We start from the raw sequence: 24,415 nt of genomic DNA on the forward strand, positions 1-24,415 counted from the left end.
ATCACGGCGCTAGAACTCCAGGTCCAGCGCGGCGCACAGATAGTCGGTGAACGGGCCGAGCCCGGAGAGGTCGGTTTCCAGCGTCTTGAGCAGGCGCGGGCCCGTCATGACGTCGTCGTCGATGGCGCGCAGCGCCACGAAGTTCTTGCGCTTGAGGTCGTCGGCGAACTCGAAGTCGTCGGGGAATCCGCGCGGCATGCGCGTCAACGTCTCGCTGTCGTCCAGGTCGAAGCGGCGGCGGAACTTGCCCTCGTGCGCGGCCGCCTTCCAGCTGCCGGGATTGTCGAGGATGAAATGACGCACGCGCCGCAGCGTGTCGGGCTGCGGATGCCACAGGCCCGAACCAATGAAGCAGTTTCCCGGCTGCAGGTGCACGTAGAACGACGGCGCCTCGATCTGGCGTCCGCGTTCGTGGAACAGGCGCGCGCCCTGCCAGGACTTGTAGGGCGTCTTGTCGTTGGCGAAGCGCGTGTCGCGCTGGATCCGGAACAATGAGCCGCCGATGCCCTTGGGCTCTGAGCGATAGTGCTCGCTGACGCCTTTGAGCACCGGTTGCAGGTCGGTCAGCAGATGCTGGAAAGGCTCGCGCACATGCGCGTCGTAGTCGCCCTTGTGCGCATGAAACCACTCGCGGTTGTTGTTGCGGGCCAGCCCGCGCAGGAACTTGAAGCTGGCATCACTGAAATAGCGGCTCATGACACAGGTTCCATCAGTTCGTTGCCGATCTCGCGGCCCCAGCCTTGCAGGCGATCGAGCAGGGCGAGCTTGGCGGCATCGTTGGCATGCGTGGCGCGCAGCGCGGCGATCTCGGCGTCGAATCGTTCGAAGTTGTATTCAGAAAGTCCGGACTCGGTGCACAGTCGCTGGCGACGATACGCGTTCCAGCGGTCGCGCTCGTCATTGGAGAGGGTTTCCGGCCAGTTGCGGGCGCGATACCGGAACAGCAGTTCGGGCAGTCGCGCGTCACGGAAGCCGAACTCGCGCTGGCCCAATACCTGCGGGGACGTCGTGCGGACCTGCGCGAACAGACGCTTGTCGCCGTCGCCGATGAAGCTGTCGTAGAGCGAGGCATCGGCATCCGAAGGCTCGCGCGCGCGGTCGCTGCGGAACACCTGGCGGACTTTCTCGACCAGCTCCGGGCCGGCTTCGCGGATCATGGCGGCGCGACGGTCCGTTTCGGACGGATCGATGCGCAGTCGCTCGAAGTCAGGCGCGCGCAGGTGGTCCCACGCGACCAGCGCCGGGCAACGGTTGAGGTGGATTTCCTTCAGGGCGATGCGCTGTTCGCCCTCGGGCAGGTCGGCGAACGGCGTGTACAAGCGGTCGGCGATGTCGTCGGCCGACAGCCGTAACAGTGCCTCCGGATCCTGGTCCAGGTCGAAAGCAATCACGCGGCTGTCGATGCGCGGATGTCGCGCCACCGGCAACACGGCGGCCGAGCACATCCGGGCCGCCGGGAATCGCTGCGAGACGTGCAGCACCGGCGTCATCGCGATCACGTCGAGCAGGCTGGCGGCATAACGCTTGTCGCGCAGGCGCAGGGCGTAGTCCCACAGCCGCGGCTGTGCTGCCTTGAGCTTTCGTGCAAGCCCGATCAGGGCGCGCACGTCCGACAATGCCTCGTGGGCGTCGCCCTCGCGCACGCCGTTGGCTTCGGCCAGGTGCTCGAGCTTGAACGAGGTCGCGCCGTCCTCGCGTTGCGGCCACCACAATCCATCCGGTCGCAGCGCATGGGCCAGCCGCAGCACATCGAGCAGGTCCCAACGCGAATTGCCGCCGCGCCACTCACGCTCGTAGGCGTCGTAGAAGTTGCGGAACAGGCCGTAGCGGACGAACTCGTCGTCGAAGCGCAGAGAGTTGTAGCCCAGGCTGCAGGTTTCCGGCCGCGACATCTCGTCGAAGATCAGCGCGAACGCTGCGGCTTCGCTCATGCCCTCGCGCAGCGCTTGCTGCGGGGCTATGCCGGTGATCAGCGTGGCGACAGGCGAGGGCAGAAGGTCGTCGGCCGGCTGCACGAACACGCTGATGGGGTCCTCGATCTGGTTGAGGTCGGCATCGGTACGGATCGCCGCGAACTGGGCGATGCGTGAGGTGCGCGGGTCGGCACCGAAGGTTTCCAGATCGTAGAACAGGAAGCTGGCCGGCATGGAGTGGGTCGTCTTTCCTATGGGGTTGGCCCGTGCAAGCGAAGCGCGGACTCGGGACTATTGCGCAACCCGGGTGCGCTGCACTTGCGTGAGAGTCATACGGATCAGCTGGCGGGCAGGGGTGACAGCCGCTCGCGTACTGCAGCGTCCACCATCGACCAGTCCAGCGTGTCCAGGCTGGCATGGCCGCGGGTCAGTTCGACCAGCAGCTCGCGCTGCATCCGGCCGCGCTCGAAAGCGGTCGCGTAGGGCAGGCGATGGAAGGTCACCATTGAGTAGCGCGGCATGAAGCGGTCCGGGTGCCGCTCGCCCAACTTGCGTTCGAGGGCTCGCTGCAGCAGGTAGTCCTCGTCGTCGACGCGGTCGCGCATCTCCAGGTAGTTCTCCAGCGCCATGGCCTGGATCGCGCGGGCGTTGGGCAGGCGCTCGGCCTGGAACGCGGCGAATGCGGCGGCGCGATCGGGCTCGCGGTCCAGATGCTCGGCTAACGCGACGCAGTCCTCGAAGGCGCAGTTCATGCCCTGGCCGTGGAACGGCACCATCGCATGTGCGGCATCGCCGACCAGCACGGCGCGATCGTCCAGGTGCCAGCGGTCGAGGTAGAGTGTCGCCAGCAGGCCGGCCGGATTGCGCTCGAAGTCGCGCTCCAGGTTCGGGATCAGCGGCACCGCATCGGCGAAGTCGCGTTCGAACAATGCCCGCGCCTCGGCGCCGGTGCGCACGGTGGCGAAGCTCGGATCTCCCTCGTTGGGAAGGAACAGCGTGACCGTGAACGTGCGCCCATCGTTGGGCAGGGCGATGCACATGTAGCGGCCACGAGGCCAGATGTGCAGGGCGTTGGGCTCGATGCTGAAGCCGCCATCGGCGGTCGGCGGAATCTCCAGTTCCTTGTACGAATGGCCGAGGAACTCGGTGCGCTCGCCCAGTTCGGTCTCCGTGGAAAGTGCCCCGCGCAGCGCGGAACCGGCGCCATCGGCACCGACCAGCGACACGAAGGTTGCCTCGTGCGTGCTGCTGTCACGAGGGTCGATGAAAGTGGCGCTGCGCGAGTTGAAATCCACGCTCGACAGGCCGCGATTGAAGTGCAGCTTCGCGCCAGCGCGCTCGGCGATATCGAGCAGGATCACGTTGAGCTCGCCGCGATGCACCGACGAGATGACCTCGCTGTCGTCGCGACCGTAGCGCTGCAGGTCGGTGCGCCCGTCGAGGAAATGCACCATGCGCCCGCGCATCATCACCGCGTGCGCCATCACGGCCTCGTCGGCTCCGGCCAGGTGCAGCGCGTGGCGCCCGCGCTCGGCCAACGCCAGGTTGATCGAACGGCCGCCTTCGTAGCCCTTGATGCGCGGATCGCCGCGCTTTTCGAAGACCTCGACCTCCCAGCCGCGCTGAGCGAGCAGGGTGGCGAGTACGGCGCCGGCAAGGCCGGCGCCGATGAGGGTGATGTGTCGGGTGCTGGGTTGCGGCTGCGAACTCATCTGCTATCTCAGGTTGTACTGCCCTCGTCATCGGCCGTGCCAGGCTTGATGTCCGGTCTCCCGCCTTCGCGGGCACGACAGTTTTACTGTTGTTTCCATTCCTCAACCGTTCGTACGAAGCGCAGCACGTCGGCGTAGGTGTTGTAGAGCGGGGCGGGCGAAATACGGATGACGTCCGGTTCGCGCCAGTCGCCGAGCACGCCGCGGCTGGCGAGGTACTCGAACAAGGCACGACCGCGAGCACGGCCACCGATCACCCGCAGCGACAGCTGGCAGCCGCGGCGTTCGGGCTCGGCGGGCGTGACCACCTGCAGCGTGTCGGACAGGCGCAGCTGGATCAGCGATTCGAGATAGCCGGTGATCTGGCGCGACTTCGCGCGGATGGCGGCCATGCCGACGCGATCGAACAGCTCCAGCGACGCGCGCAGCGGCGCCATGCCCAGGATCGGCGGGTTGCTGAGCTGCCAACCCTCGGCGCCCGCCGTCGGCACGAATTCCGGGCCCATGCGGAAGCGGGTGTCGACGTTGTGTCCCCACCAGCCGGCAAAACGCGGGCGGTCGGTGCTCGCATGGCGCTCGTGGACGAAACAACCGGCCACCGCGCCCGGGCCGCTGTTGAGGTACTTGTAGTGGCACCACACGGCGAAATCGGCATCGCTGTCGTGCAGGGCCAGTTCGAGGTTGCCGACGCCGTGTGCCAGGTCGAAGCCGCACATTGCGCCCTGCGCATGCGCCAGGCGCGCAATCTCTTTCAGGTCGAACGCCTGCCCGGTGCGGTATTGCACGCCGGGCCACAGCACCAGCGCCAGGCGCGGGCCATGTTCGGCGATGGCGCGTTCGATCGCCGCCATCGAGAACGTACCGCCCGGTTCGTCCGGTTCCAGTTCGATCAGGTCGGTGGCGGGATCGAAGCCGTGGAACGCGACCTGCGACGCCATCGCATGCCGGTCCGACGGAAACGCGCCAGCCTCCATCAGGATCACCGGGCGCTGCGCCGTGGGCCGGTAGAAGCTGACCATCATCAGGTGCAGGTTGACGGTCAGCGTGTTCATCGCCACGACTTCGACCGGCTTGGCGCCCACCAGGCGCGCCAGTTGTTCGCGCACGAGCTCGTGGTAGGACAACCACTGCGCCTGGCCGGTGAAGTGGCCTTCCACGGCTTCGGCAGCCCACTTGTCGAGCACTTCTTCGACATGCGCGCGCGCGCCGCGCGGCTGCAGGCCGAGCGAGTTGCCGACGAAGTAGGCCTGGTCGGCGCCGTCGTGCTTCGGGATCAGGAACTGCGCACGCATCTCGCGCAAGGGGTCGGCGGCGTCGAGCGCGCGCGCGTGGTCTTCGGAATACAGGTCGGTCATGGGTTCAGGGCTGGCTCGCATCGATGACGAGCTTGGAGTAGGTGCCGGCGTCCAGCTCGGTGACTTCGACACAGAGCTGGGTGGCGGGGTGGTGGGAGGGCAGCTGCGCCTGCAACGCGGTAACGATCGTTTGCGACAGCGCGCGGCGGGTGGTCTCGTCGCGGCCGGGCAGCACTTTCAGATGGGCATGCACGAAGCCCCGCTCGACGCCGGCGGTGCCGACGCGGTAGTGCTGCAAGGCCAGCGCACGACTCTTGATCGCGGACTCTTCGAAGTGTCCGCTGTCGGCCAGTCGCCGGTTGAGGTCGTCCAGCGCTGCATCGGCGTCGAATCCGGCGAGGTTGGCGGTGTAGTGCAGGGTCAGGTGCGGCATGGCGGCGTGCTGCGAATCAGGCGAAGCGCGACAGCGGCAAGCCCAGCCACTCCAGCGCTGTGCCGTGGTACAGCCGCGCCTGCTCGGCGTCGGACAGCGGCAGCGCGGCGATGCCTGCGCCTGGTTCCTGCTCGCCAAGCGGGAAGGGATAGTCGGTGCCCAGCATCACCCGATCCACGCCGCAGGTGTCGAGCAGGTACTGCAGCGCGCGCGGATCGGCGACCCAGGAGTCGAAGAACATGCGGCTCAGGTATTCGCGCGGATTGCGGGGGTTGTCGGTGGCCACAAGGTCCGGGCGCATGTTGAAGCCGTGCTCGATGCGGCCGATCGTGTAGGGGAAGCTGCCGCCGCCGTGGGCCATGCAGACCTTGAGGTTGGGGATGCGCTCGAGCACGCCGCCGAACACCAGGCAGCAGGCCGCGCGCGACTGTTCGGCCGGCATGCCGACCAGCCAGGGCAGCCAGTACTTGGGCATCGATTCGGCCCCCATCATGTCCCACGGGTGCACGAGGATTGCCGCGCCGAGTTCGCCGGCGGCCTGGAAGAACTCGAACAGTTCCGGTGCGTCCAGGTTCCAGTCGTTGATGTGGCTGCCGATCTGCACGCCCTGCAGGCCGAGCTGGTCCATGCAGCGTTCCAGTTCCTGGATCGCCAGTCGCGGCGACTGCAGCGGCACCGTGCCGATGCCGGCGTAATGCCGCGGATAGTCGCGACAGGTCTCGGCCATGTGCTCGTTGAGCGCCTGGTGCAGTTCCAGCGCGTGGTGCGGCTTGGCCCAGTAACTGAACATCACCGGCACGGTGCTGAGCACCTGCACCTGTACGCCAAAACGGGCGTAGTCCTCCATGCGTTCCTGCGCGTCCCAGGTCTTGGACCAGATCTCGCGGAAGAACTTGCCGTCCTTGTAAATGCGATGGCGTCCGTCCTCGGTGTGATGGATCACCGGAAAGCGGTCGTCGCCGTACTTGCGCGCCAGGTTGGGCCAGTCGCGCGGGAGGTAGTGGGCGTGGGTATCGATCTTCAGCATGAACTTCTAGAAGCCTTTACTGGCAATGGTTTCGGCGTCAGAAGGCGGCGAAGCACAGGATTTCACCCGCATCTTCCCCCCTGTTTGCCCGGCGCTGCAGGTAGCTCCATACGATACCCGACAAGCCGTATGGGTATGCAGCGGGGCCGTGCCAGCTGCGATTAGCTTGCCGGGCGAGCGCCGACTTGTCCCCCCACCCCGTGGGGGTGCCCGGCCCGCGTTCCAATTTCTTATTCCTGCCGGCCCGACAAAATTCGGCATCGCAGAAACCTTTGGGCCACGGCAAGGGTAGGGCAGCGGCATCTGGCGTCCCGTACAACATCGACCTCCGCGACCAGCCCCAGAACGATCCGACCCGTTCGTTCACCCAGCACCTTGGTGGGCGCGACTTCCGAAGCAACTTGCTGAGCCGCCTTATGGCACACAGCCGCCATCAGGGCGTTGTGACACTGACTTGGCTAGGCACTTGAGCAGCTAGACGGATGACAGCGTTCGACCCGAAGCGGTCCCGCATGGGATTGATCCAAGGTCAAGCGAACTGGCAGCGCTTCATTGTCTATTTACGCCGCCGCGAGCCCAATGCCAAAACCCTATTCAGCCGGGTAAGGGAGAAGCGCCATGAGATGCTCAGCCGTGCTTGCGTTGGCGACGGCTTTCTACGCCGTTCTGCCTGCGAGATCCGGCTTGGCGCAGCACTGCGCTTCTGCGTCCGCCGTGCTCATCCTCTCAGTAATCGCACCGACCGCCCACGCGCAGGACATTGAGCCGCGCGCCTATTCCAATGCGCCGGTCGGCGTGAATTTCATGATCGCAGGAATCGTCGGGACGCGCGGCGGACTGTCAACCGATCCTTCAATCCCATTGACCGACGCGCGCCTGGAAACGTCGAACATTGTCCTTGCCTACGCAAGAGTGCTCGATGTTGGCGGAAAGTCCGGCAAGTTCGACATCATCGTGCCTTACACGCGGCTCGATGGTTCGGCGAACTACCAGGGCGATCCCGTCGAACGCGACGTTGCCGGATTCGGCAGGTCAGCGTTCCGGCTGTCGGTCAACCTCTTTGGCGCGCCTGCGCTGTCGATGCAGGAATTTCGCGGCTGGAAGCAGGACCTGATCATCGGCGCAAGCCTGCAGGTGTCGCCACCCGGTGGGCAGTACGACGGCAGCAAGCTCGTGAACATCGGCAGCAACCGCTGGTCCTTCAAGCCCGAGATCGGGATTTCGAAGGCGCGTGGGCCGTGGACGCTGGAGGCCCAGGCGGCGGCTACGTTTTTCACCGACAACAACGACTTCTTCGGCGGCCGTACGCGTTCACAACGTCCGCTCTACTCCATGCAGGGTCACGTGATTTACAACTTTCGCTCCGGAAAGTGGCTGTCGGTCGACGGCACATGGTTCGCCGGCGGCCGCTCGACCATCGATGACAGGTTGAGCAACGACCTGCAGCAGAACTGGCGCATGGGAATGACACTCGCAATCCCTGTGGATCAGCTGAACTCGATCAAGTTGTCCGCCAGCAGCGGCGTGTCCGCCCGCACCGGGAACAACTTCGATGCTATCGGCCTGGCTTGGCAATACCGTTGGGGAGGAGGACTGTGATGGGCACGAACGAACACAAAGGCGGGGAAATCCCCGCCTTTGTGCCAAACCAACGAGAGCGTAGTACTGGAACTTACTGGAACTCGCAGCGACCGAACTTGGCGCCGGCAGCCACCTTGTCGCGCAGGCCACCTGGGAAGCCGGTCATCACGTCCTGGCCGTTCTCGCAGACGTAGACCTGCTCGGCCCTGACCATCCAGGTGTTGGCATTGCCGTTGACGCCGCCGACCCACTCCTTGCCGGACGCACTGACCGTGCCCGTGCCATCGAACGGGATGGCGTCAGCCTCGACCACGCCCTGCTTGCGCAGGAATTCGCGCATGCGCATCCAGCCCAGTCCCTCGATCCAGATGGCGCCAGCGAAGCCGGTTTGTGCGCCGCCTGCACGACCGATCATGACGTCGCCCTTGTCGTTGCTGCCCGTCACGTTCAACGGCGCGTAGCCGTACTGCTGGAACATGGCCTCCGCGGCCCCCGGTGCGGCGCACATGTCAGCGCCCGTGCTGAAGCTGAAGTAGGGCACGTCGATGCAGTAGCGCAGGCCGCCGATATTGGTGAACGCTTCCGCGCCGGTGCCGCGCATCGCGTTCCACAGCAGCATGGTCTTCTGGGTCATGCTGTACATCGGCACGCGCGTGCCGTCGTAGTTGGAGGTGTACAGGTCACGCGCACCCACCAGCTTGCCCAGGTTGATCATGTTGCCTTCATCGACCCAAGCTACGGCCTCCGCCAGGGCGGCAGTGCCGACGATCACGCGGCCATTGCCGGAGATGCTGTTGGCGCGGACGTAATTCGGAACCGTTGCGAACTGCGTGGGCAACTCGCGCATGCCGCGCTTGGCATCCCACACGAACGGCATGATCTCGTTCTTGCCCTGCCCGGTGCATTTGCGATCGCCGTTGCGGTCGATATAGGCCAGGCCCACGACCTTGCTGGCCGAATCGTCCATGGCGAACGGGACGGCCGCTTGAGTGCCGAAGGTTGAGGTGCCGCCACAGGTGTTGCCGTTGAGGTCGCCCAGCCAGATCGGGACATCGCCGTTGAGGATCACCGGCTCCCGGAAGGCGTTGCCGGCCTTGGCTGCGGTGACCAACACGCGGTTGCCGTTGCGGTCCATGGTCGCATTCTGCGCCGCAAAGCCCGGCGGCAGCAGCGAGTAGCCCGTCTTCTCATCCCACTTGACCGGCGTGCTGCCGGCAATGCCGATGGCACTGCTGCCGCTCTTGGAGATCTGTTGGATGACCACGCCGGGCAGCGGGCTGAACTGGACGCCCTTCGTGTAGCCGTTGTAGGTGATGTCCGCCTGCTTGGTCACGCCGGCTTCGGCCAGGATCGGAGTGGCGTCGCACGGGGTATCCGTCGTCGGGTCGCTGCCTTCGGCCACGTTCCAATATTCGCCCTGCGACACCAGCGGCTGCGGCGTGGCTGGGTAGCCACCGGCCACGATCGGCTCGATGTAAACCACGTAGCTCTGGCCGGGCGTCAGGTTGTTGATGGTGAAGGTGCCATCCGGACCGATCTCACCCTGCGACGCGGCACCGGTCATGTTCGACACGGCGTCGAACAGCGGGTTGTCGATGTTGCGGGCGATGACGTTGATGCCGCTGTACTCGTGGCGACCGTCCTTCAGGCGCAACACGCCGCTGATGGAGCCGCGGGTAGCCTTGTAGCTGGCGGTCGGATACAGGTTGGAGATGCCGGCGATGTCGTCGGGCATGTCGATCGTCGACTGCTCGATGCCCGCCGGGGTCTTGTGGTTGAGGAACGGGTACATGGTCTCAAGCATCGCCGGATTGGCACGGTTGATACCGGTGGCCGTGGCGGGGTAGTCGAAGCGGTGGACCGGGGCTACGCATTTCGGCACGCCCGGGTAATACGGCATGTTGGTCAGGCTGCTGTAAACCATCGGGCCGTTGACCTGCGAGTGCGACAGGTTGATGGCGTGGCCGAACTCGTGGGTGAACACCGACGCGACAAACTTGCCATCGATGTCGTGCGACCACACGTTCCAGCCGTTCATCACGGCGGTGGCTTCGATGATGTTGCCGTTCTCGTCGCCGAACTCCGGGAAGGCGATGCCGAGCACGGAGCTTTTCGGAATGCCGAAGTACTGTTCCAGGATGCTGCCGTCGGTGTCGTACAGCACCCAGAAGCCGTAGCCGTTCTCCTTGGTGTACATCTCGGCGGCATTGGCGGCGGTGACGTCGGCGATGCCGGTCTTGCTGGCGATGGTGCCCGCGATCTCCGCCCGGAAGGTGGAGGTCGGCACCTTGCTCCATTCGTTGAACGCGAACGCGGTGATCTCGTTGGCGCGATCGATGGTGATGAACGGCGTGACCTTGTCGAAGTTGTAAGTAAAGGCGCCGCCACCGTCGGTGTAGACCGGGATCGGACCCTTGCTGGTGTCCCACGTCATCGGCTTGAGCGTGCCGCTGTCCATCGACAGGTACAGCGGGCCGGCGGCCTGCGCGGAACTTGCCGCCAGCGCCAGGCCGAGCATCAGGGTGAGTTTGGAGACTTTCATCACTTCATCTCCCCGTTCTCGACCCACTGGCCTTCGACGGCGTGGCCGACCAGGGCCATGAAGGTGCGCAGATCCACCGCGCCACCCGACGACTCGAGCATCGCTTCTTCGGCGCTGGTGGTCAGCGATGCGTCGATCTCGACGCCTTCGAACAGGCCGACGTTGTTGAACTCGTTGACCAGCTTGTCGTTGACCATCGACAGCTTGCCTTGGGCCAGGCCGACCGTGGTCTGCAGGCCGGTGATCGAAGCGGGTTTGTACAGGAAGGCGACGGCGTACTCGCCCTCGCGCCAGGTCGGGAAGCCCTCGGGCGCCTTGGCCAGCAGTCGGTGGCCGTTGGCCTGGACGCGCGGCTGCAGCAGGCCGAACTGACGGAAGGTGTAGGTCTGGCCGCCGGCGACATTGCCCTTGGCGGCCGTACCAACGGAGATGGTGACCTCGGTATAGGGAACGCCCGTTTCGTCAATGCCGTCGTGCACGTCTCGGACGATGCCGCCGATGATGCTGTCGGACTCGGCGATCAACTGGGTGAGGTTCTGCTGCTGCAACTTGGTGGCCTGCGCCGCCGGGGCGAGCGCCAGCGACATCGCAAGCGCAAGTCCTGCGCCGCGCGATGAGCGCTTGAACAACGAAAACGGGTTCATGGGTGGTCCTAATGCAAGTGGTTGGATAATTCAGTCTTAAAAACAGCGTGAAGCAAAACGTAGTCCCTGCGTGTCATGTTCGCGGCCCCCGCAAACGGATGGAACGACAAGACCGGACACGGCTTTAGAATCGGTGAAACCGCGGCCCTGGCGTAGCTGGTAAGCTTCAAAGTCACGGCGCGCACATTCGCGGGCGGCAATGACATGCCAAGCGGCCTTATCATTGCGGCCGTCGAGAATGACGATGAACCTCCCCCCCACGGAGGCAAGCGCGCCGGCCCGATTGGTACGATAGAACTCGGCGAATACCATGGTGGCCGGCGCCATGGGCGTGGCCCGTGTAGTAGCGCCTCGGGTTACGCCGGCTGCTGTCATTTTGTCTCCCATCTGTGCTTGTGCGGCGCGTGTGCGTACCGGCAGATCTAACTTGTGGATGAGATCCAGATCAGTTGAATGCCGTGAGATCTTTCGGCTTGATGCCATGCTGCTCGCAGTAGGCAAGATAGCGTTGCAACGCGGTCTTCCAGTTTTCGAGCGCGACGATGTTGTTGTTCTCGTCGAGGAACGCGAGATCGCCGGTCATCTGAACCAGTACGACCATATATCCGTCTGCGCCGCCTTCCGTGCTGACGACTTCAGGCGTGTGGGTCGATGCGGCGGTCTCGTACACGACACTGCCGGGCCCGGCGACCCAATCGTGCTCCTTGTACTTCCACTTGCCTTCGATCGTGTAGACCATGACCGTGCCGGTGTGGTGGTGCCTGGGCAGTTGCATGTCGAGCGGCGCCTTCATCAGTACGATGATCTCGCCCCGGATCGGGTCAAGCTTGAAGTACTTCATGAAGACATTGTCTGCGTAGGGCGTAAACGGTACCCACGGCAGCGATTCGCCATCGATGACTGCGGTGTCAACGTGTTCGTAGAGCATATGTAATTCCATTGATGAGTTGAGATCGAGAACCTGTAGACGCGGCAAGGCTGTTCGCCTTGCGGGCCGCGCCGTGGATTCGCCTGAGGGAAACCGTCGGATCAGGTCAGCGGAGTGCCCGCGAGGGTGGCGCGCAGCATCTTTCTTGGCGCGTTGCCGTAGTCCGCCACGGCGTAGTGCTGTACCTGCAGGTTGTCCCACATGGCAACCGTGTTGGTTCTCCACTTCAGACGAACCTGGTATTCCGGAATCGCGGCCTGGGAGGTCAGATAGTTCATCAGCTGATGAGCTTCCGGCATGAAGTCCTGGCCGTAGCGGATGTCCTCGAAGTTGAAGAAGTTCGAGAAATGGGTCGTGAACGCCGAGTTGACGAACAAAACCTTTTCGCCCGTCTCGGGATGGGTTAGCACCACAGGATGCTCAGCGGCAGGGTTCTTCGCGGCCATCGCGTGACGTTCTTCGATCGGCAACTGCGCGCCAAACGTGTGTTCGGCATCGTGCTTGGCGTACAGGCCATCGATCCGTTGCTTGATGGTGGCGGGCAGGTTTTCATAGGCCATTACCATGTTGGACCACATGGTGTCGCCGCCGGTTTCCGGACCCAGTTCGCAGCGCAACACCGCGCCGCGGGGCGGCGCCTTCTTGTACGTGACATCGGCATGCCAGATGTTTTCGCGGCTGGCCTTTTCGACGTAGTTCTTCGGCTTGCTCGGGTCGAGATTGCGGTACAGCATCAGCAGCTTGTCCGCCTCCGGATGGCTCGGAGCAAGGGGGTGGGCTTCCAGTTCGGCGAATTGCGCGGCGAAGTTCTGCTGCTCCATCGGCGAGATGTTCTGATCGCGAAAGAACAGGACTTTGTGCTTCAGCCACAGTGCCCGGATTTCGGCAATGGCGTCAGGATCGAGGGCGGCATCAGCCAGGCTGACGTTGCTGAGTTCGGCGCCGATGGCGGGCGTGCAAAGCTCCACCTTGATCGAATGCCGGCGCACCGATGTCCGGATAATGGCCGGCGCCATTGGCGTGCCTTGTGAAGCAGTATCTTGGGTTACGCCGGTTGTCATGATCTCTCCAATCTGTACTTGTGCTGCGGCGGCAATATGTGCGTTCGGCAGATGCACTTGTCCGTGTCACGGGGCAGGCACCGTTTCGTCGGTCCACGGGTTTCATAGTAGGTATTGACGACGCCGGCGCATTTGTGTGGCGGGACAATTTCTTCGCATATTGGGACTGCCGTGGGCGGCCGGGATCCAAGGCTGGAAAGCCTTCGGTGACAACGCTTCGGCGCCGTCATGCGGCAGGCCGCAATCGCGGGTGCAGGCCGGGACCTACCGTCAGGTCTGTACCGTCAGGGACGTGTACGGTGCGGCGGGGTCAGGCTGTGTGGCTGGCTGGATGCGGATGACGAAAGGACGCACCACACGCCCCCGAACCTGCGTTCCTACTTATGCGAATGCGAGACCGGCCGCCGGGCCGCCGCCTTGCTCTCCCGGTATTGGGCGGCCCAATCCGAGGGTGTCCTGCCGAACTGACCGCGGAACCAGCGCGAAAAATCACCGGCAGAAGAAAAGCCGAGGAGTTCGGCGACCTCGTACAACTTGCGTTTGCTGTTGGCCAAATATTCTTGGGCAAGTTCAGCGCGTACAGCATTGATGATCGTTGAGACACTCTCGCCCTCGGCTGCCAGGTGTCGATTAAGGGTGCGTCGATGCATGTCGAGATGCTGGGCAACCCGATCTACCGAACAAAGTCCGCTCGGCAGCAGCATCCTGACGATCTGGCGCGCCCGTTGCGCAGGCGCCTCGTCGCGGAGGTTGGCCAGTTGCATGTCGAGCCATCGCTTCACCTCGCGATTCAGTGATGGGTCCGCGGCAGGGATTGGCGCGTCAAGGTCGCGCGCGCGACAAACCATGGCGTTGGATTCCTGTGAAAACGCGACGGCGGTACCCAGCACGCGGCGATGGACTTCAAGGCTGGCGGGCCGCTCGTGGGTGAAACCGATCTTTACCGGCCGGAAGGACTCGCTGCTGAGCACTCTCAACGTCCGAAGCACGATGCCGGTCGACATTTCGATGGCCTGGCGGCAGAGGGCCTGGCGCTGCATGTTCACACCCACATGCAGCAACCCGATGTCGCCTGCATCGTCAAGGCGCAATTGCACGCCGGCGTTGTGCAGCCGCATATAGCGGACGCAGGATTGCACTGCTGCGCGAAGCGTCGGCTCTTCCCGGATCACCAGCGCCAGCATGCCGAGGTTGGCCAGGCTCCTCGTTTCTGCGAGCAACAGTCCGAAGGCCTCTTGGCCGGACAGGCGTGCCGACTCCTCCAGCAGCCACCCCACCGAATCGGCGCTGATCATCATGTTCGGATCGTCGAGCACCTTGGCCGGCAGCTTGGCCATCCGCAGCATACGAAACGGATCCAGCCCCACTGAACGGGCCACGTGCTCGTAGTCGGTAAGGCTGGCACTTCGCGTCTCGGGATACATTGCGCTTGTCCCAATTTCGCAAGTTTATATCCTAAGAAGCTTAGCTGGCGCAGGCTGCCGAAGCTATCTTTTGAGACCGAGAACTTCGAAAGATGGTGTAGACAATGGACACGAGCGCTGCAATGGACATCGATCGGCCGCGCACCGCCTTGGGGCAGGTGGATGCCGACGACCCCAACGCATTCAATCACTGCTTCGCCGAAGTCAACGGCATTCGCATGCATTACGTAGGCGAGGGGCAGGGCCCGCTCGTCATTTTGCTGCACGGTTTTCCATACCTTTGGTACATGTGGCGTCGCCAGATCGTGGCTTTGGCCGACGCCGGATTTCGGGTCGTAGTTCCCGATCAACGTGGATTCGGGCAAACCGATCACCCAGATTCCATTGAAGCCTACGACATGAGTCAGGCCGTCGGTGACATGGTGGGCTTGATGGCGGCCTTGGGTGAAACGTCCGCGGTGATCGTCGGACACGACTTGGGCGCATGGGTGGCTCAAGCGGCGGCGATGATGAGGCCGGATCTGTTCCGCGGCCTGGTGATGCTCAACACTCCGGTGCCACCGCGCGGAAAGATCAAACCGAGCATCGGCTTGCGGGAGATGGCGAAGGGCAGGGTGTATCACCACCTGTACTTCCAGCAGATTGGTAAGCCGGATCGCGAGTTGGCCAGCGACCCGCGCAAGACGTTGCGAAGCGTCTTCTACTCGATCTCCGGCAGCGCCGTCGGCGCCGAACGCTGGCGCCTGTTCATCGAACCCGGTGAGCCCATTCTCAACGCCTTTACTGAGCCCAAGGAGTTCCCATCATGGTTGAGCGCGCGGGCCCTGGATTACTACGTCGATGAATACACTCGCACGGGGTTTACCGGCGCCCTGAATTACTACCGCTGCCGCGATCGGAACTGGGAAATAACGTCCTTCCTCGACGGCGCCACGGTGCGCCAGCCAAGCCTGTTCATTGGTGGCGCTGCCGACCCTTCCCTCGAACCGATCGAAATCCGCGGGCTCTACGACCGGCTCGACACCTATCTGCCCGGACTGCGGAAGAAGGTGCTGCTACCCGGCGTGGGCCATAGCGCGGCGGAAGAAAGCGTTGAGCAGGTAAACGAATTGCTGCTGGAATTCCTCGGGCAGCTGTAGTGCGGAAGGTGAGCACAGGGCAGATTTCAAACTGCCCTGTGATGGTGGCGGCAGAAGCTACTGTCCCGCCGCGGACCAGCACGGTTACCGTGTCATGTGCAGGCCAAGTCGGCCGCGATCGAAGCCTGCACACCCTGGCTCATGGCCTCGAACAGGATGGCGGCGTTATGCGCGCCGGACAGCGACAGCCGCCCGTTGAGCACGAAATGCGGCACGCCCGGGACGGCGGGCGCGGCTTGAGCCGCGCATGCGCCGTCTGGTGCCGCGTCGGCGAGTCGATCGGAGGGCACGCCGACCTCTTCAGCCAACCGCCGCAGCGTCGCGGCGTCGCCGATATCCTCGCCGCGCTGGAAGTACGCGGCAAACAGACGATCGAGCAGCGCCTCGTACAACGCCGGCTCGCCCAGCACCGCGACCCGACGCAGCAGATCAAGCGCTCGCGCCGTGTTGGGCATACGCTGGATTGCGGTCATATCAAGTTCCAAGCCGGCCCTCCGCGCCGCTAACTCCACCTCTTGCGGTGATCCCAGACGCGTTTGGTAGAGCTCGGCGAACGCCAGTCCCTGTTCCGGCGCCTCGGGCAGCAACTGCACCGGGTGCCACTCCGATTCCACGGCGACGGCGGGATACTTCTGCGCGAACAGAGCCCTCGCGAGCGCGAGGTGACGCGTGCCGATGAAGCACCATGGGCAGATCAGGTCGAAATGGACAGCGATCGTGACTTTGTTCCTGCCGCTCACGTCGGCACCTCGACCCCGTAGGTGGGCACGTGCAGCCTTCCTACCTGCTGGACATCGGCCAGGTAGTGTCGCTTGGCGAAGTAGAACACCGCGGCCGCGGCCACGCTGATCAACGGGACCAGTTGGAACGCCTTCTCCAGACCCAATTGATCGGCGAGCAAGCCGGTGACCAGCGGTCCGGCAGCGATCCCCAGCAGGTTGTTCACCAGCGTCAGCATCGCGAACGCGGTGCCATGGATCGGCTGCGGCGTGAGATTGGCGACCATGGCCCCGGCGGGACCACTGGTGCCGACCGCCAGGAACAAGCCCAGTCCGATCACGACCAGTTGCGGCGTGCCGTGCGGCAGCGCGAACGCCAGCGACAGCAACGCGCAACTGGACAGGGCGTAGGCGATCGCCAGGCTGAACTTGCGCTCCGGCGCATTCCGGCAAAGGCGGTCACTGAGCATGCCACACGCGATCATGCCCATACCTCCGACTAGTACGATCATGGCCGCCACACCGCCGGCGGCATCGGTCGCCATCGCGTAGTAGCGATTGAGGTAGCTCGGTAACCAGACGATGACGGTGCCGCCGACGAACAGCTGCAGACCGCTGCCGATGTAGGCGGCGACCACCGAGCGGCTGTTGACCAGGCTGCGTAGCGGCACCTTCGCGGCCGGCGTGGTTGCGGCGCCACTTTTACCAGTGCGCAGCTCATCGGGACGCGGTGGCGCGATGCGCTTTTCGCGAACGATGATCGGGTACAGCAACGCCAGCACCAGGCCGAACAAGGCCACCGTGGCGAAGGCCCAGCGCCAGCCCATATGCGCTGCCACGGCTCCGCCCAACGCCATGCCCAGCACCGAACCGAACATGCCACCGGCCATGAACGCGCCCGTCAGCGTCGCCCGCATGTGCTTGGGGAACACCGACAGCACCACGGCAATGCCGACACTGCCGTAAGCCGCCTCGCCGACCCCGACCAGGAAGCGCGCAACCAGCATCTGCGGATAGTCCTGCGCCAGGCCGCAGCCGAGCGTCGCCAGGCTCCAGACGGTCGCCATCACGGCCAGGCTCTTGACCCGTCCGAACCGGTCGGCGAGCAGCGACAGCGGGAACGTCAACAACCCCACCATCAGCGCCACGATGCCGCTCAGCAGCCCCAGTTGCGCATCGGACAGCACCCACTCGTGCTTGAGCAGCGGGAACACCGCGTTGAGCACCTGCCGGGACATGTAGTCCGACAGCAGCAGGCCGAAGCTCAGTGCGAACACGACCCAGGCATACCGCCGCGGGATGCGCGCGCCGGGATCGTCGTCGCCAGGATTCGGGAGGGAGTGGTAGGTCATGGATGCAGCCCTGATGATTTCAAACGTCCGGAAAGCGGTAATCGCGGAACTGCTCGCGCAACGCCGCCTTGAGCAATTTGCCGGTCGCGGTGTGGGGCAGTTCCTTGACGAACACCACGTCGTCGGGGAGCCACCATTTGGCGACGCGGCCCTCGAGGTAGTTCAAGACGGCCTCGCGCTCCAGCGTCTGGCCGGGCTTGACGACGACCACCATCAGCGGCCGTTCCTGCCATTTCGGGTGCGCGATGCCGATGACGGCGGCCTCGGCGATCACCAGGTGACCCATGGCCGCGTTCTCCAGGGCGATGGAGGAGATCCATTCGCCGCCGGACTTGATCACATCCTTGGAGCGATCGGTGATCTGCATGTAGCCATCCGTATCGATCGTCGCGACGTCGCCGGTGTCGAAGTAGCCTTCGTCGTCGAGGATCGGACCGCCTTCATCGCGGTAATAAGCCTTGGCGACCCACGGTCCACGGATCTTCAGGTGACCCGCCGCCTGGCCGTCATGCGGAAGGCGCTGGCCGTTTTCGTCGGTCAACTTGAGGCTGACGCCGAACACGGCGCGGCCCTGTTTGGCCTGCACCTGCATGCGCTGATCCAGCGGCAGCGAGCGATGCTTGGGGAGCAGGTTGCAGATCGTGCCCATCGGCGAGACCTCGGTCATGCCCCAGGCGTGCACCACGAACGCACCAAAATCGCGCTCGAACGCCTCGACCATCGCACGCGGCACCGCAGCGCCACCGATCACGACGCGACGCAGCGCCAACTCGTCGATCGGCTTCAGGCCCGCGGTCGAGGCGTGCTGCAGCAACATCATCCAGACCGTGGGCACGCCCAGGGCGAGCGTGACCTGCTCGTCGCGCAACAACTGGTACACGCTGGCGCCATCGAGGGCCGGGCCGGGAAGGACCAGCTTGGCGCCGCTCATGGCGCCGACGTAGGGCATGCTCCAGGCGTTGACGTGGAACATCGGCACCACCAGCAACGCGGTTTCGCTCCTGGACACGGCCATGCTGTCCACGGTGCACGCGCCGAACGCGTGCAGCACGGTCGAGCGGTGCGAGTAGAGCACCCCCTTTGGCATGCCGGTGGTGCCCGAGGTGTAGCACAGCGCGGTGGCGGCGTTTTCGTCGAGATCGGGCCAGACGTAACTATCGGATTGCGCTGCCAGCAGGTCCTCGTAGCACAGCAGACCGGGGATGCCGCACTCGGGCATGTGCACGCGGTCGGTCATCACCACGAAGGTGCGCACGGTGTTCAATCGCGGCAGCAGTTTTTCCACCAGTGCCACGAAGCTCAGGTCGAAGAACAGGACCGTGTCTTCGGCGTGGTTGATGATGTATTCGAGTTGCTCGGGGAACAGGCGCGGGTTGACCGTGTGCAGCACGGCGCCCGTGCCCGACACGCCGAAGTACAACTCCATGTGCCGGTAGCCATTCCACGCCAGCGTGGCGACCCGGTTGCCGCGCTGCACGCCCAGGGCACCCAGCACGTTGGCGACCTGCTTGGCACGCTGATGGATGTCGCGGTAGGTGCAACGATGGATCGGGCCTTCGACCGTGCGCGAGACGATCTCGGCGTCGGGGTGGCAGTTCACCGCATGTTCGATCAGCGTCGAGACCAGCAGCTTGTGTTCCTGCATCAAACCAAACATTTATGCCTCCACCTTGCGTAGCAGGAAATGCGAGAGCGCGGGAATGAGCACCAGGGCGCCGATCATGTTCCACACGAACATGAAGGTGAGCAGGATGCCCATGTCGGCCTGGAACTTGATGGGCGAGAACGCCCAGGTGATGACGCCGGCGGCCAGCGTGATGCCCACCAGGGCAACGACCTTGCCGGTGAACATCACCGCACGCCGGTAGGCGGCGGCGAGCGACAAGCCGGCGCGCTGCTGCGCCAGCTGCACGCTGAGCAGGTACAGCGCGTAGTCGACGCCGATGCCGGCGCCCAGCGCGATGACCGGCAGCGTCGCGACCTTGACGCCGATGCCGAGCTGCACCATCAGTGCTTCGCACAGGATCGAGGTCAGGATCAGCGGCAGCACCGCGACGATCACCGCGCGCCAGCTGCGGAAGGCGACGAAGCACAGCAGCGCCACCGCGCCGTACACGTACAACAGCATCGAGCGGCTGGCGCGGCTGACCACTTCGTTGGTGGCGGCCTCGATGCCGGCGGAACCTGCGGCCAGCTTGAACGTCACGTCCGGATCGTTGTTTCGCGCGGCGAAGTCCTCGGCGATGGCGGCGACGCGCTTGAGCGAATCGGCCTTGTGGTCGGACAGGTAAGCGATCACCGGCAGCACCGAGCACTCGGTGTTGAACAGGTCCGGATTCAACACCGTAGCCTGCTGGCCCGAGTAATTGATCACGTCCTGGTTGCGGTTGAGGGTCAGCCACTTCGGATTGCCTTCAAACGAACCGGCGGTGATGTTGCGCACGGCGTCGGCAAGCGACACGGTCGTCTGCACCGAGGGATCCTGCTGCAGCGCCCAGCCCAGGCGATCGGCCTGCACCAGCGTCTTGTAGTTGAGGCAGGCGTCCTTCTTTGTCTTGACGATCACCGCGAACAGGTCGCTGGACAACGCGTAGTTCTTGGTGATGTAGGCGTTGTCCTGGTTGTAGCGCGAATCCTTGCGCAGTTCAGGCGCGCCCGGGTCGAGGTCGCCGATCTGCAGCCCGCGGCTGATCCACAGGCCGCCGGCGGCGAGCACCACCGCGACCGTGATCGCGCCAATCGCCCAGCGTCGTTCGGTGAATTTATCGAGGAAGTTCCAGAACGCGCCGAAACCGCGACCGTGTGCCTCTTCGTCTTCCTCGCGCAGGCTGCGCTTGGCGGCGGCCGGGCTGACGCCGACGTACGACAGCAGCACCGGCAGCAGGATCAGGTTGGTGAACACCAGCACGCCGACGCCGATGCTGGCGGTCAGTGCCAGTTCCTTGATCACCGGAATGTCGATCGTCATCAGCACGGCGAAACCGACCACGTCGGCAAGCAGCGCGGTCAGGCCGGCGAGGAAAAGGCGACGGAAGGTGTAGCGCGCGGCGACCAGGCGATGGGTGCCGCGACCCACGTCCTGCATGATGCCGTTCATCTTCTGTGCGCCGTGGCTGACGCCGATGGCGAAGATCAGGAACGGCACGAGCACGGAGAACGGGTCCAGCTCGAAGCCGAACAGGCGCACCAGGCCCAACTGCCAGACCACGGCGACAACCGAGCAGGCGACCACCAGCACCGTACTGCGCAGGCAGCGGGTGTACAGGAAGATGATCAGCGCGGCGATCAATGCTGCTATCAGGAAGAAACTCGCGACCTTGACCAGGCCTTCGATCAGGTCGCCGGCCAGCTTGGCAAAGCCGATCACGTGGATCTTGACCTTGCCGCTGCCGTACTTGGTGCGGACGCTTTGCTCCAGCTTCTGCGAGAACGCGTGGTAGTCCAACCGTTCGCCGGTATCCGCGTTGCGCTCGAGCAGGGGCACGAACACCATGCTCGAACGGAAGTCGTTGGCCACTAGGTTGCCGACGATGTTGGCGCGGCGGATGTTGAGCTTGAGCGCATCCACCGATTCCGGCGAGCCGTCGTAGTTGTCGGGCATCACCGGCCCGCCGACGAAGCCTTCCTCGTTGACCTCGCTCCAGCGCACGGCCGGGGTCCAGATCGACTTCATCCACGCACGGTCGACGTCCGAATTCAGGAACAACTCGTCGTTGACCTGCTTGAGGACCTCAAGGTACGCCGGATCGAAGATGTCGCCGTCGGTGTTCTCGACCACGACGCGCACTGAATTGCCCAGGCCGCGCAGGCTGCCGCGACTTTCCAGGTAATTTTTTACGTACGCGTGACCGTGCGGAATCATCTTCTCGAAACCGGCGTTGATCGCCAGCTTCGTGGCCTGGAAGCCGAGCAGCACGGTCAGCAGTACGCAGGCGACGACGATCAGGAGACGGTTGTTGAAGATCGCTCGCTCGAAAACATGACCCGAGCGGTGGTCGAAATCCTCGATCGTGCGAACGACCGGCATCCCGTCGAGAGAAGGGGGGGGCATATCCAACGTTAAATCCTCAACAATTACAGTTCGGGGCGTACGACGCGTACGCCGCGCAGGCCGCTCAGGACCAGCGCATCGCCGGACACGGCCAGGCCGGTGCAAGGCATCGCTGCCTTCAAGGGCAGACGGCGGAAGTGCGCACCGTCGTCGTCACTCAGCAGGACATCGCCCGCCATGGAACACAGCAGCAGGCGACCGTCAGGCATGACGCTGCTGGCGGTGATCGAGGTGGTGATGCCGGTGTCCACCGATTCCCAGTTCTTGCCGCCGTCGAGCGAGCGGTAGGCGGTGCCGCGCAGGCCGTAGGCGAGCACGAGGCCGGGTTTGGTCAGCACGCCGAAGTAGCTGCCTTCGTACGGGGTCTGCAGTGCGGTGAAGCGGCCGGACGCAGGATCCAGCCGCAGCGCCAGTCCCAGTTCGCCGACCATGTACACGCCGTCGCTGCTGCCGCGGATGCCATACAGGTGGTAGAAGCGTTCGTTCTGCGTGCGATCGACCCAGGGCTCCCAGGTCTTGCCGCCGTCGGTGGTGTGGAAGATCAGGTTGTAGGCGCCGACGACGTAGCCTTCGCGCTCGTTGGCGAACCAGACATCGAGGAACGGCCGGCTCGGGCCTTCCGCCGCTGCGCGTTCGGCCTCGGCCTTCAGCGATTCGAGCACGGCCGGATCGGTGTCGGCGGGCAGGTTGCGCACGTGCTTGAGCACGAGCGCATTGGCGCGACGGCCGTCGAGCTGTAGTTGCCAGGACGCGCCGCCGTCGCGGGTGTGCAACACCACGCCTTCGTGGCCCACGGCCCAGCCCTGGCGTGCATCGACGAAATGCAACGCGGTCAGGTCGGCGCTGACAGGCACCTTCGCCTGGTGCCAGGTCGTGCCCTGGTCGTCCGAGTACACGATGTGGCCACGCGCTCCGGCGGCGACCATGCGCTGGCCGGCGATGGCGCTGGCCTGCAGCACTCGCTGCGCGGCCAACGGGCTGATGGTGGCGGGTTGATCGAGCACGTCGGTAAAGCGGCGGCCGGGAGCCGCCGTTGCGACGAGCAACGTCGCCAGTCCGGCCACAGCGGCCAGCCTTAGGGCAGGGTGCTTCATAAGAATGATTTCGTTCTAGAGCGGACGCCGGCGGCGGGCAGGCCGCCGCCGGAGGTTCACCGTCAAGGTTCAGCGGATGCCGGCACCGGCCAGCACGTCAGGCGACCATTGGTTGACCGGGAGCGGATTGGTGTACTGCACGCCGCCATGGGGACCCATCAGGAAGCCGAGGTTGTACACACCCGATGTCAGGTCGTAGAACACTTGGGTTTCTGCGTTGGGAGTCTTGGCGTCGTAGCTCGGCGACATGTGCGCGAAGGACGCACGGTACAAGCGGCCCTTGGCGTCGTACTGGTCGGCCGCCAGCGCGGTCCAGCTGTCCTCATCGAGATAGAAGGTGCGCTTGGCGTAGATGTGGCGCTTGCCCGGCTTGAGCGTGGCTTCCACGACCCAGACGCGATGCAGTTCCCAGCGCACCAGATCCGGATTGAGGAACTGCGGCGTGGTCACCTCTGCGGCCTTGTTGTGATACGTCAGCCGGTAGGTGTTGTACGGAACCAGCATCTCCTTCTTGCCGACCAGCTTGAAGTCGTAACGGTCCATCGCGCCGTTGAAGATCCAGGTGTCGTCGTAGGTCGCCGCGCCGGCCGTGCCCGGATTCGGCGTGTCGTAGGAGATGTCGGGCGCGAGCTTCACGCGGCGCTGGCCCGGCAGGTACAACCAGGCGCGGCGCGGACGCTTGAACGGATTGACCACGTCGACCGCCATCAGCGCCTCGCCGGCGCGGCGTGCCGGGGCGTTATAGAAGATCTTGGTCTGGAAGTAGACGTCGGTTTCTTCGGCCGGCTTGGTGTTCTTCGGGTCGTAGTACGGGTACTCGACGAACAGCTTGCCGCTGGTGGACAGCGCCGGCGTGCCGGAGGCATCCACGTTCCAGTTGTCGTACTTGAAGCTGCTGGCCACGCCGGTGTAGCGCAGCAGGTGGTTCCACATCGCCTCGTTGCCGCTCTTCGGGATCGGGAACGGATAGCCGCCGATGGCACCGGAGATGCCCAGTCCGCCGTCCTTGGTGCTGGCGCGCGTCGCGTTGGCGAGCGTGTTGTCCAGCACGCGGTCGGGAAGCGCCACGGTGCGGTGGGTCGGGTACACGTCGATGCGGTACTTCGGATACTTCTTCAGCAGCGCCTGCGAGCCGGCGGTCAACTGGCCCTGGTACTTGGCCATGTTCGCCGCGGTGATCGTCAGACGCGGCTTTTCATCCGTGAACGGGTCGGGGCGGACCGCGCTGCCGGCTTTGAAGCTGGCCGGCGGCGTGGTCAGGCCGCCGGTGTAGGCGGGGATGGTGCCGTCGGCGTTGCCGGCCTTTTCGGCGCCGACGCGGGTCAGGTCGGTGCCGAGCTTCTTGGCCTCTTCCGGGCTCACCGCCTGGGCGGTGCCGAGTACGGTCAGCAGTGCGCCGGTCAGCAGTGTCTGGGTGAATTTCATGGTGTGTTCCTCTGCAATGTCTGATGGTCAGCGCGGTCTTGAAGGTGAAGACCACGAAACCGTGGTTCGTGAGCA

Annotated in this window: 20 protein-coding genes; 2 read left to right on the forward strand and 18 right to left on the reverse strand. The window is 64.5% G+C overall.

Annotation, left to right across the window (positions count from 1 at the left end; translation table 11 throughout):
- Positions 1-9: 9 nt before the first annotated feature.
- From J2X06_RS08425 to J2X06_RS08450, 6 genes are all read right to left on the reverse strand, one after another.
- On the reverse strand, positions 10-696 hold the full coding sequence (locus tag J2X06_RS08425; RefSeq protein ID WP_310060761.1) for a DUF2461 domain-containing protein: 687 nt from the start codon (positions 694-696) through the stop codon (positions 10-12).
- Complete coding sequence (gene sbcB, locus J2X06_RS08430) at positions 693-2,147, reverse strand: exodeoxyribonuclease I (protein WP_310060764.1); 1,455 nt, start codon at positions 2,145-2,147, stop codon at positions 693-695. Before sbcB ends, J2X06_RS08425 begins: the two co-directional genes overlap by 4 nt.
- Positions 2,148-2,251: 104 nt before the next feature.
- Positions 2,252-3,625 (reverse strand): FAD-dependent oxidoreductase, encoded by a 1,374-nt coding sequence (locus tag J2X06_RS08435; protein ID WP_310060767.1) that lies wholly within the window; start codon positions 3,623-3,625, stop codon positions 2,252-2,254.
- 83 nt (positions 3,626-3,708) lie between these two features.
- Positions 3,709-4,980: a kynureninase gene (gene kynU, locus J2X06_RS08440; RefSeq protein ID WP_310060769.1), complete on the reverse strand. Its 1,272-nt coding sequence runs from the start codon at positions 4,978-4,980 to the stop codon at positions 3,709-3,711.
- 4 nt (positions 4,981-4,984) lie between these two features.
- Entirely contained in the window at positions 4,985-5,353 is a 369-nt protein-coding gene (locus J2X06_RS08445; protein WP_310060773.1) for a 5-carboxymethyl-2-hydroxymuconate Delta-isomerase, read from the reverse strand.
- 16 nt (positions 5,354-5,369) lie between these two features.
- Entirely contained in the window at positions 5,370-6,380 is a 1,011-nt protein-coding gene (locus J2X06_RS08450; RefSeq protein ID WP_310060775.1) for an amidohydrolase family protein, read from the reverse strand.
- Positions 6,381-7,064: 684 nt separating this feature from the next.
- On the opposite strand from J2X06_RS08450, the gene J2X06_RS08455 reads away from it, so the two are divergent.
- Positions 7,065-7,979: a transporter gene (locus J2X06_RS08455; protein WP_310060777.1), complete on the forward strand. Its 915-nt coding sequence runs from the start codon at positions 7,065-7,067 to the stop codon at positions 7,977-7,979.
- A 73-nt stretch (positions 7,980-8,052) separates the two neighbouring features.
- Here the strand turns inward: J2X06_RS08455 and J2X06_RS08460 are convergent, their stop codons facing one another.
- The 6 genes from J2X06_RS08460 to J2X06_RS08485 form a co-directional block, all read right to left on the reverse strand.
- Positions 8,053-10,503 (reverse strand): hypothetical protein, encoded by a 2,451-nt coding sequence (locus J2X06_RS08460; RefSeq protein ID WP_310060779.1) that lies wholly within the window; start codon positions 10,501-10,503, stop codon positions 8,053-8,055.
- Positions 10,503-11,147 carry a hypothetical protein gene (locus J2X06_RS08465; RefSeq protein WP_310060781.1) on the reverse strand — a complete coding sequence of 215 codons (645 nt, stop codon included), beginning with the start codon at positions 11,145-11,147 and terminating at the stop codon, positions 10,503-10,505. The genes J2X06_RS08460 and J2X06_RS08465 overlap by 1 nt, the downstream gene beginning before the upstream one ends.
- 36 nt (positions 11,148-11,183) lie before the next feature.
- Positions 11,184-11,474, reverse strand: a complete 291-nt coding sequence (locus J2X06_RS08470) for a hypothetical protein (protein ID WP_310060783.1) — start codon at positions 11,472-11,474, stop codon at positions 11,184-11,186.
- Between the two features lie 118 nt (positions 11,475-11,592).
- Positions 11,593-12,075, reverse strand: coding sequence for a 2,4'-dihydroxyacetophenone dioxygenase family protein (locus J2X06_RS08475; protein WP_310060787.1), 483 nt, complete (start codon positions 12,073-12,075; stop codon positions 11,593-11,595).
- Between the two features lie 101 nt (positions 12,076-12,176).
- A complete protein-coding gene (locus J2X06_RS08480) occupies positions 12,177-13,136 on the reverse strand; it encodes a TauD/TfdA dioxygenase family protein (RefSeq protein WP_310060791.1) in 960 nt (319 codons plus the stop codon).
- Between the two features lie 377 nt (positions 13,137-13,513).
- Positions 13,514-14,560: an AraC family transcriptional regulator gene (locus J2X06_RS08485; RefSeq protein WP_310060794.1), complete on the reverse strand. Its 1,047-nt coding sequence runs from the start codon at positions 14,558-14,560 to the stop codon at positions 13,514-13,516.
- Between the two features lie 122 nt (positions 14,561-14,682).
- On the opposite strand from J2X06_RS08485, the gene J2X06_RS08490 reads away from it, so the two are divergent.
- Positions 14,683-15,699, forward strand: coding sequence for an alpha/beta fold hydrolase (locus tag J2X06_RS08490; protein ID WP_310060797.1), 1,017 nt, complete (start codon positions 14,683-14,685; stop codon positions 15,697-15,699).
- A 92-nt stretch (positions 15,700-15,791) separates the two neighbouring features.
- On the opposite strand, the gene J2X06_RS08495 is transcribed toward J2X06_RS08490, so the two are convergent.
- The 6 genes from J2X06_RS08495 to J2X06_RS08520 all read right to left on the reverse strand — a co-directional run bounded on the left by J2X06_RS08495 (position 15,792) and on the right by J2X06_RS08520 (position 24,340).
- Positions 15,792-16,439, reverse strand: coding sequence for a DsbA family protein (locus tag J2X06_RS08495; RefSeq protein ID WP_310060800.1), 648 nt, complete (start codon positions 16,437-16,439; stop codon positions 15,792-15,794).
- A complete protein-coding gene (locus J2X06_RS08500) occupies positions 16,436-17,770 on the reverse strand; it encodes an MFS transporter (RefSeq protein WP_310060803.1) in 1,335 nt (444 codons plus the stop codon). Before J2X06_RS08500 ends, J2X06_RS08495 begins: the two co-directional genes overlap by 4 nt.
- A 19-nt stretch (positions 17,771-17,789) precedes the next feature.
- Entirely contained in the window at positions 17,790-19,427 is a 1,638-nt protein-coding gene (locus J2X06_RS08505) for a 3-(methylthio)propionyl-CoA ligase (RefSeq protein WP_310060806.1), read from the reverse strand.
- Positions 19,428-21,821, reverse strand: a complete 2,394-nt coding sequence (locus J2X06_RS08510; protein WP_310060808.1) for an efflux RND transporter permease subunit — start codon at positions 21,819-21,821, stop codon at positions 19,428-19,430.
- Positions 21,822-21,844: 23 nt separating this feature from the next.
- On the reverse strand, positions 21,845-22,915 hold the full coding sequence (locus J2X06_RS08515) for a WD40/YVTN/BNR-like repeat-containing protein (RefSeq protein WP_310060813.1): 1,071 nt from the start codon (positions 22,913-22,915) through the stop codon (positions 21,845-21,847).
- Positions 22,916-22,984: 69 nt separating this feature from the next.
- Positions 22,985-24,340 carry a DUF1329 domain-containing protein gene (locus J2X06_RS08520; RefSeq protein WP_310060816.1) on the reverse strand — a complete coding sequence of 452 codons (1,356 nt, stop codon included), beginning with the start codon at positions 24,338-24,340 and terminating at the stop codon, positions 22,985-22,987.
- Positions 24,341-24,415: the final 75 nt, after the last annotated feature.

Origin of the sequence: Lysobacter niastensis, from assembly GCF_031457115.1 — a bacterium.
GTDB classification, from domain to species: Bacteria; Pseudomonadota; Gammaproteobacteria; order Xanthomonadales; family Xanthomonadaceae; genus Lysobacter_J; species Lysobacter_J niastensis_A.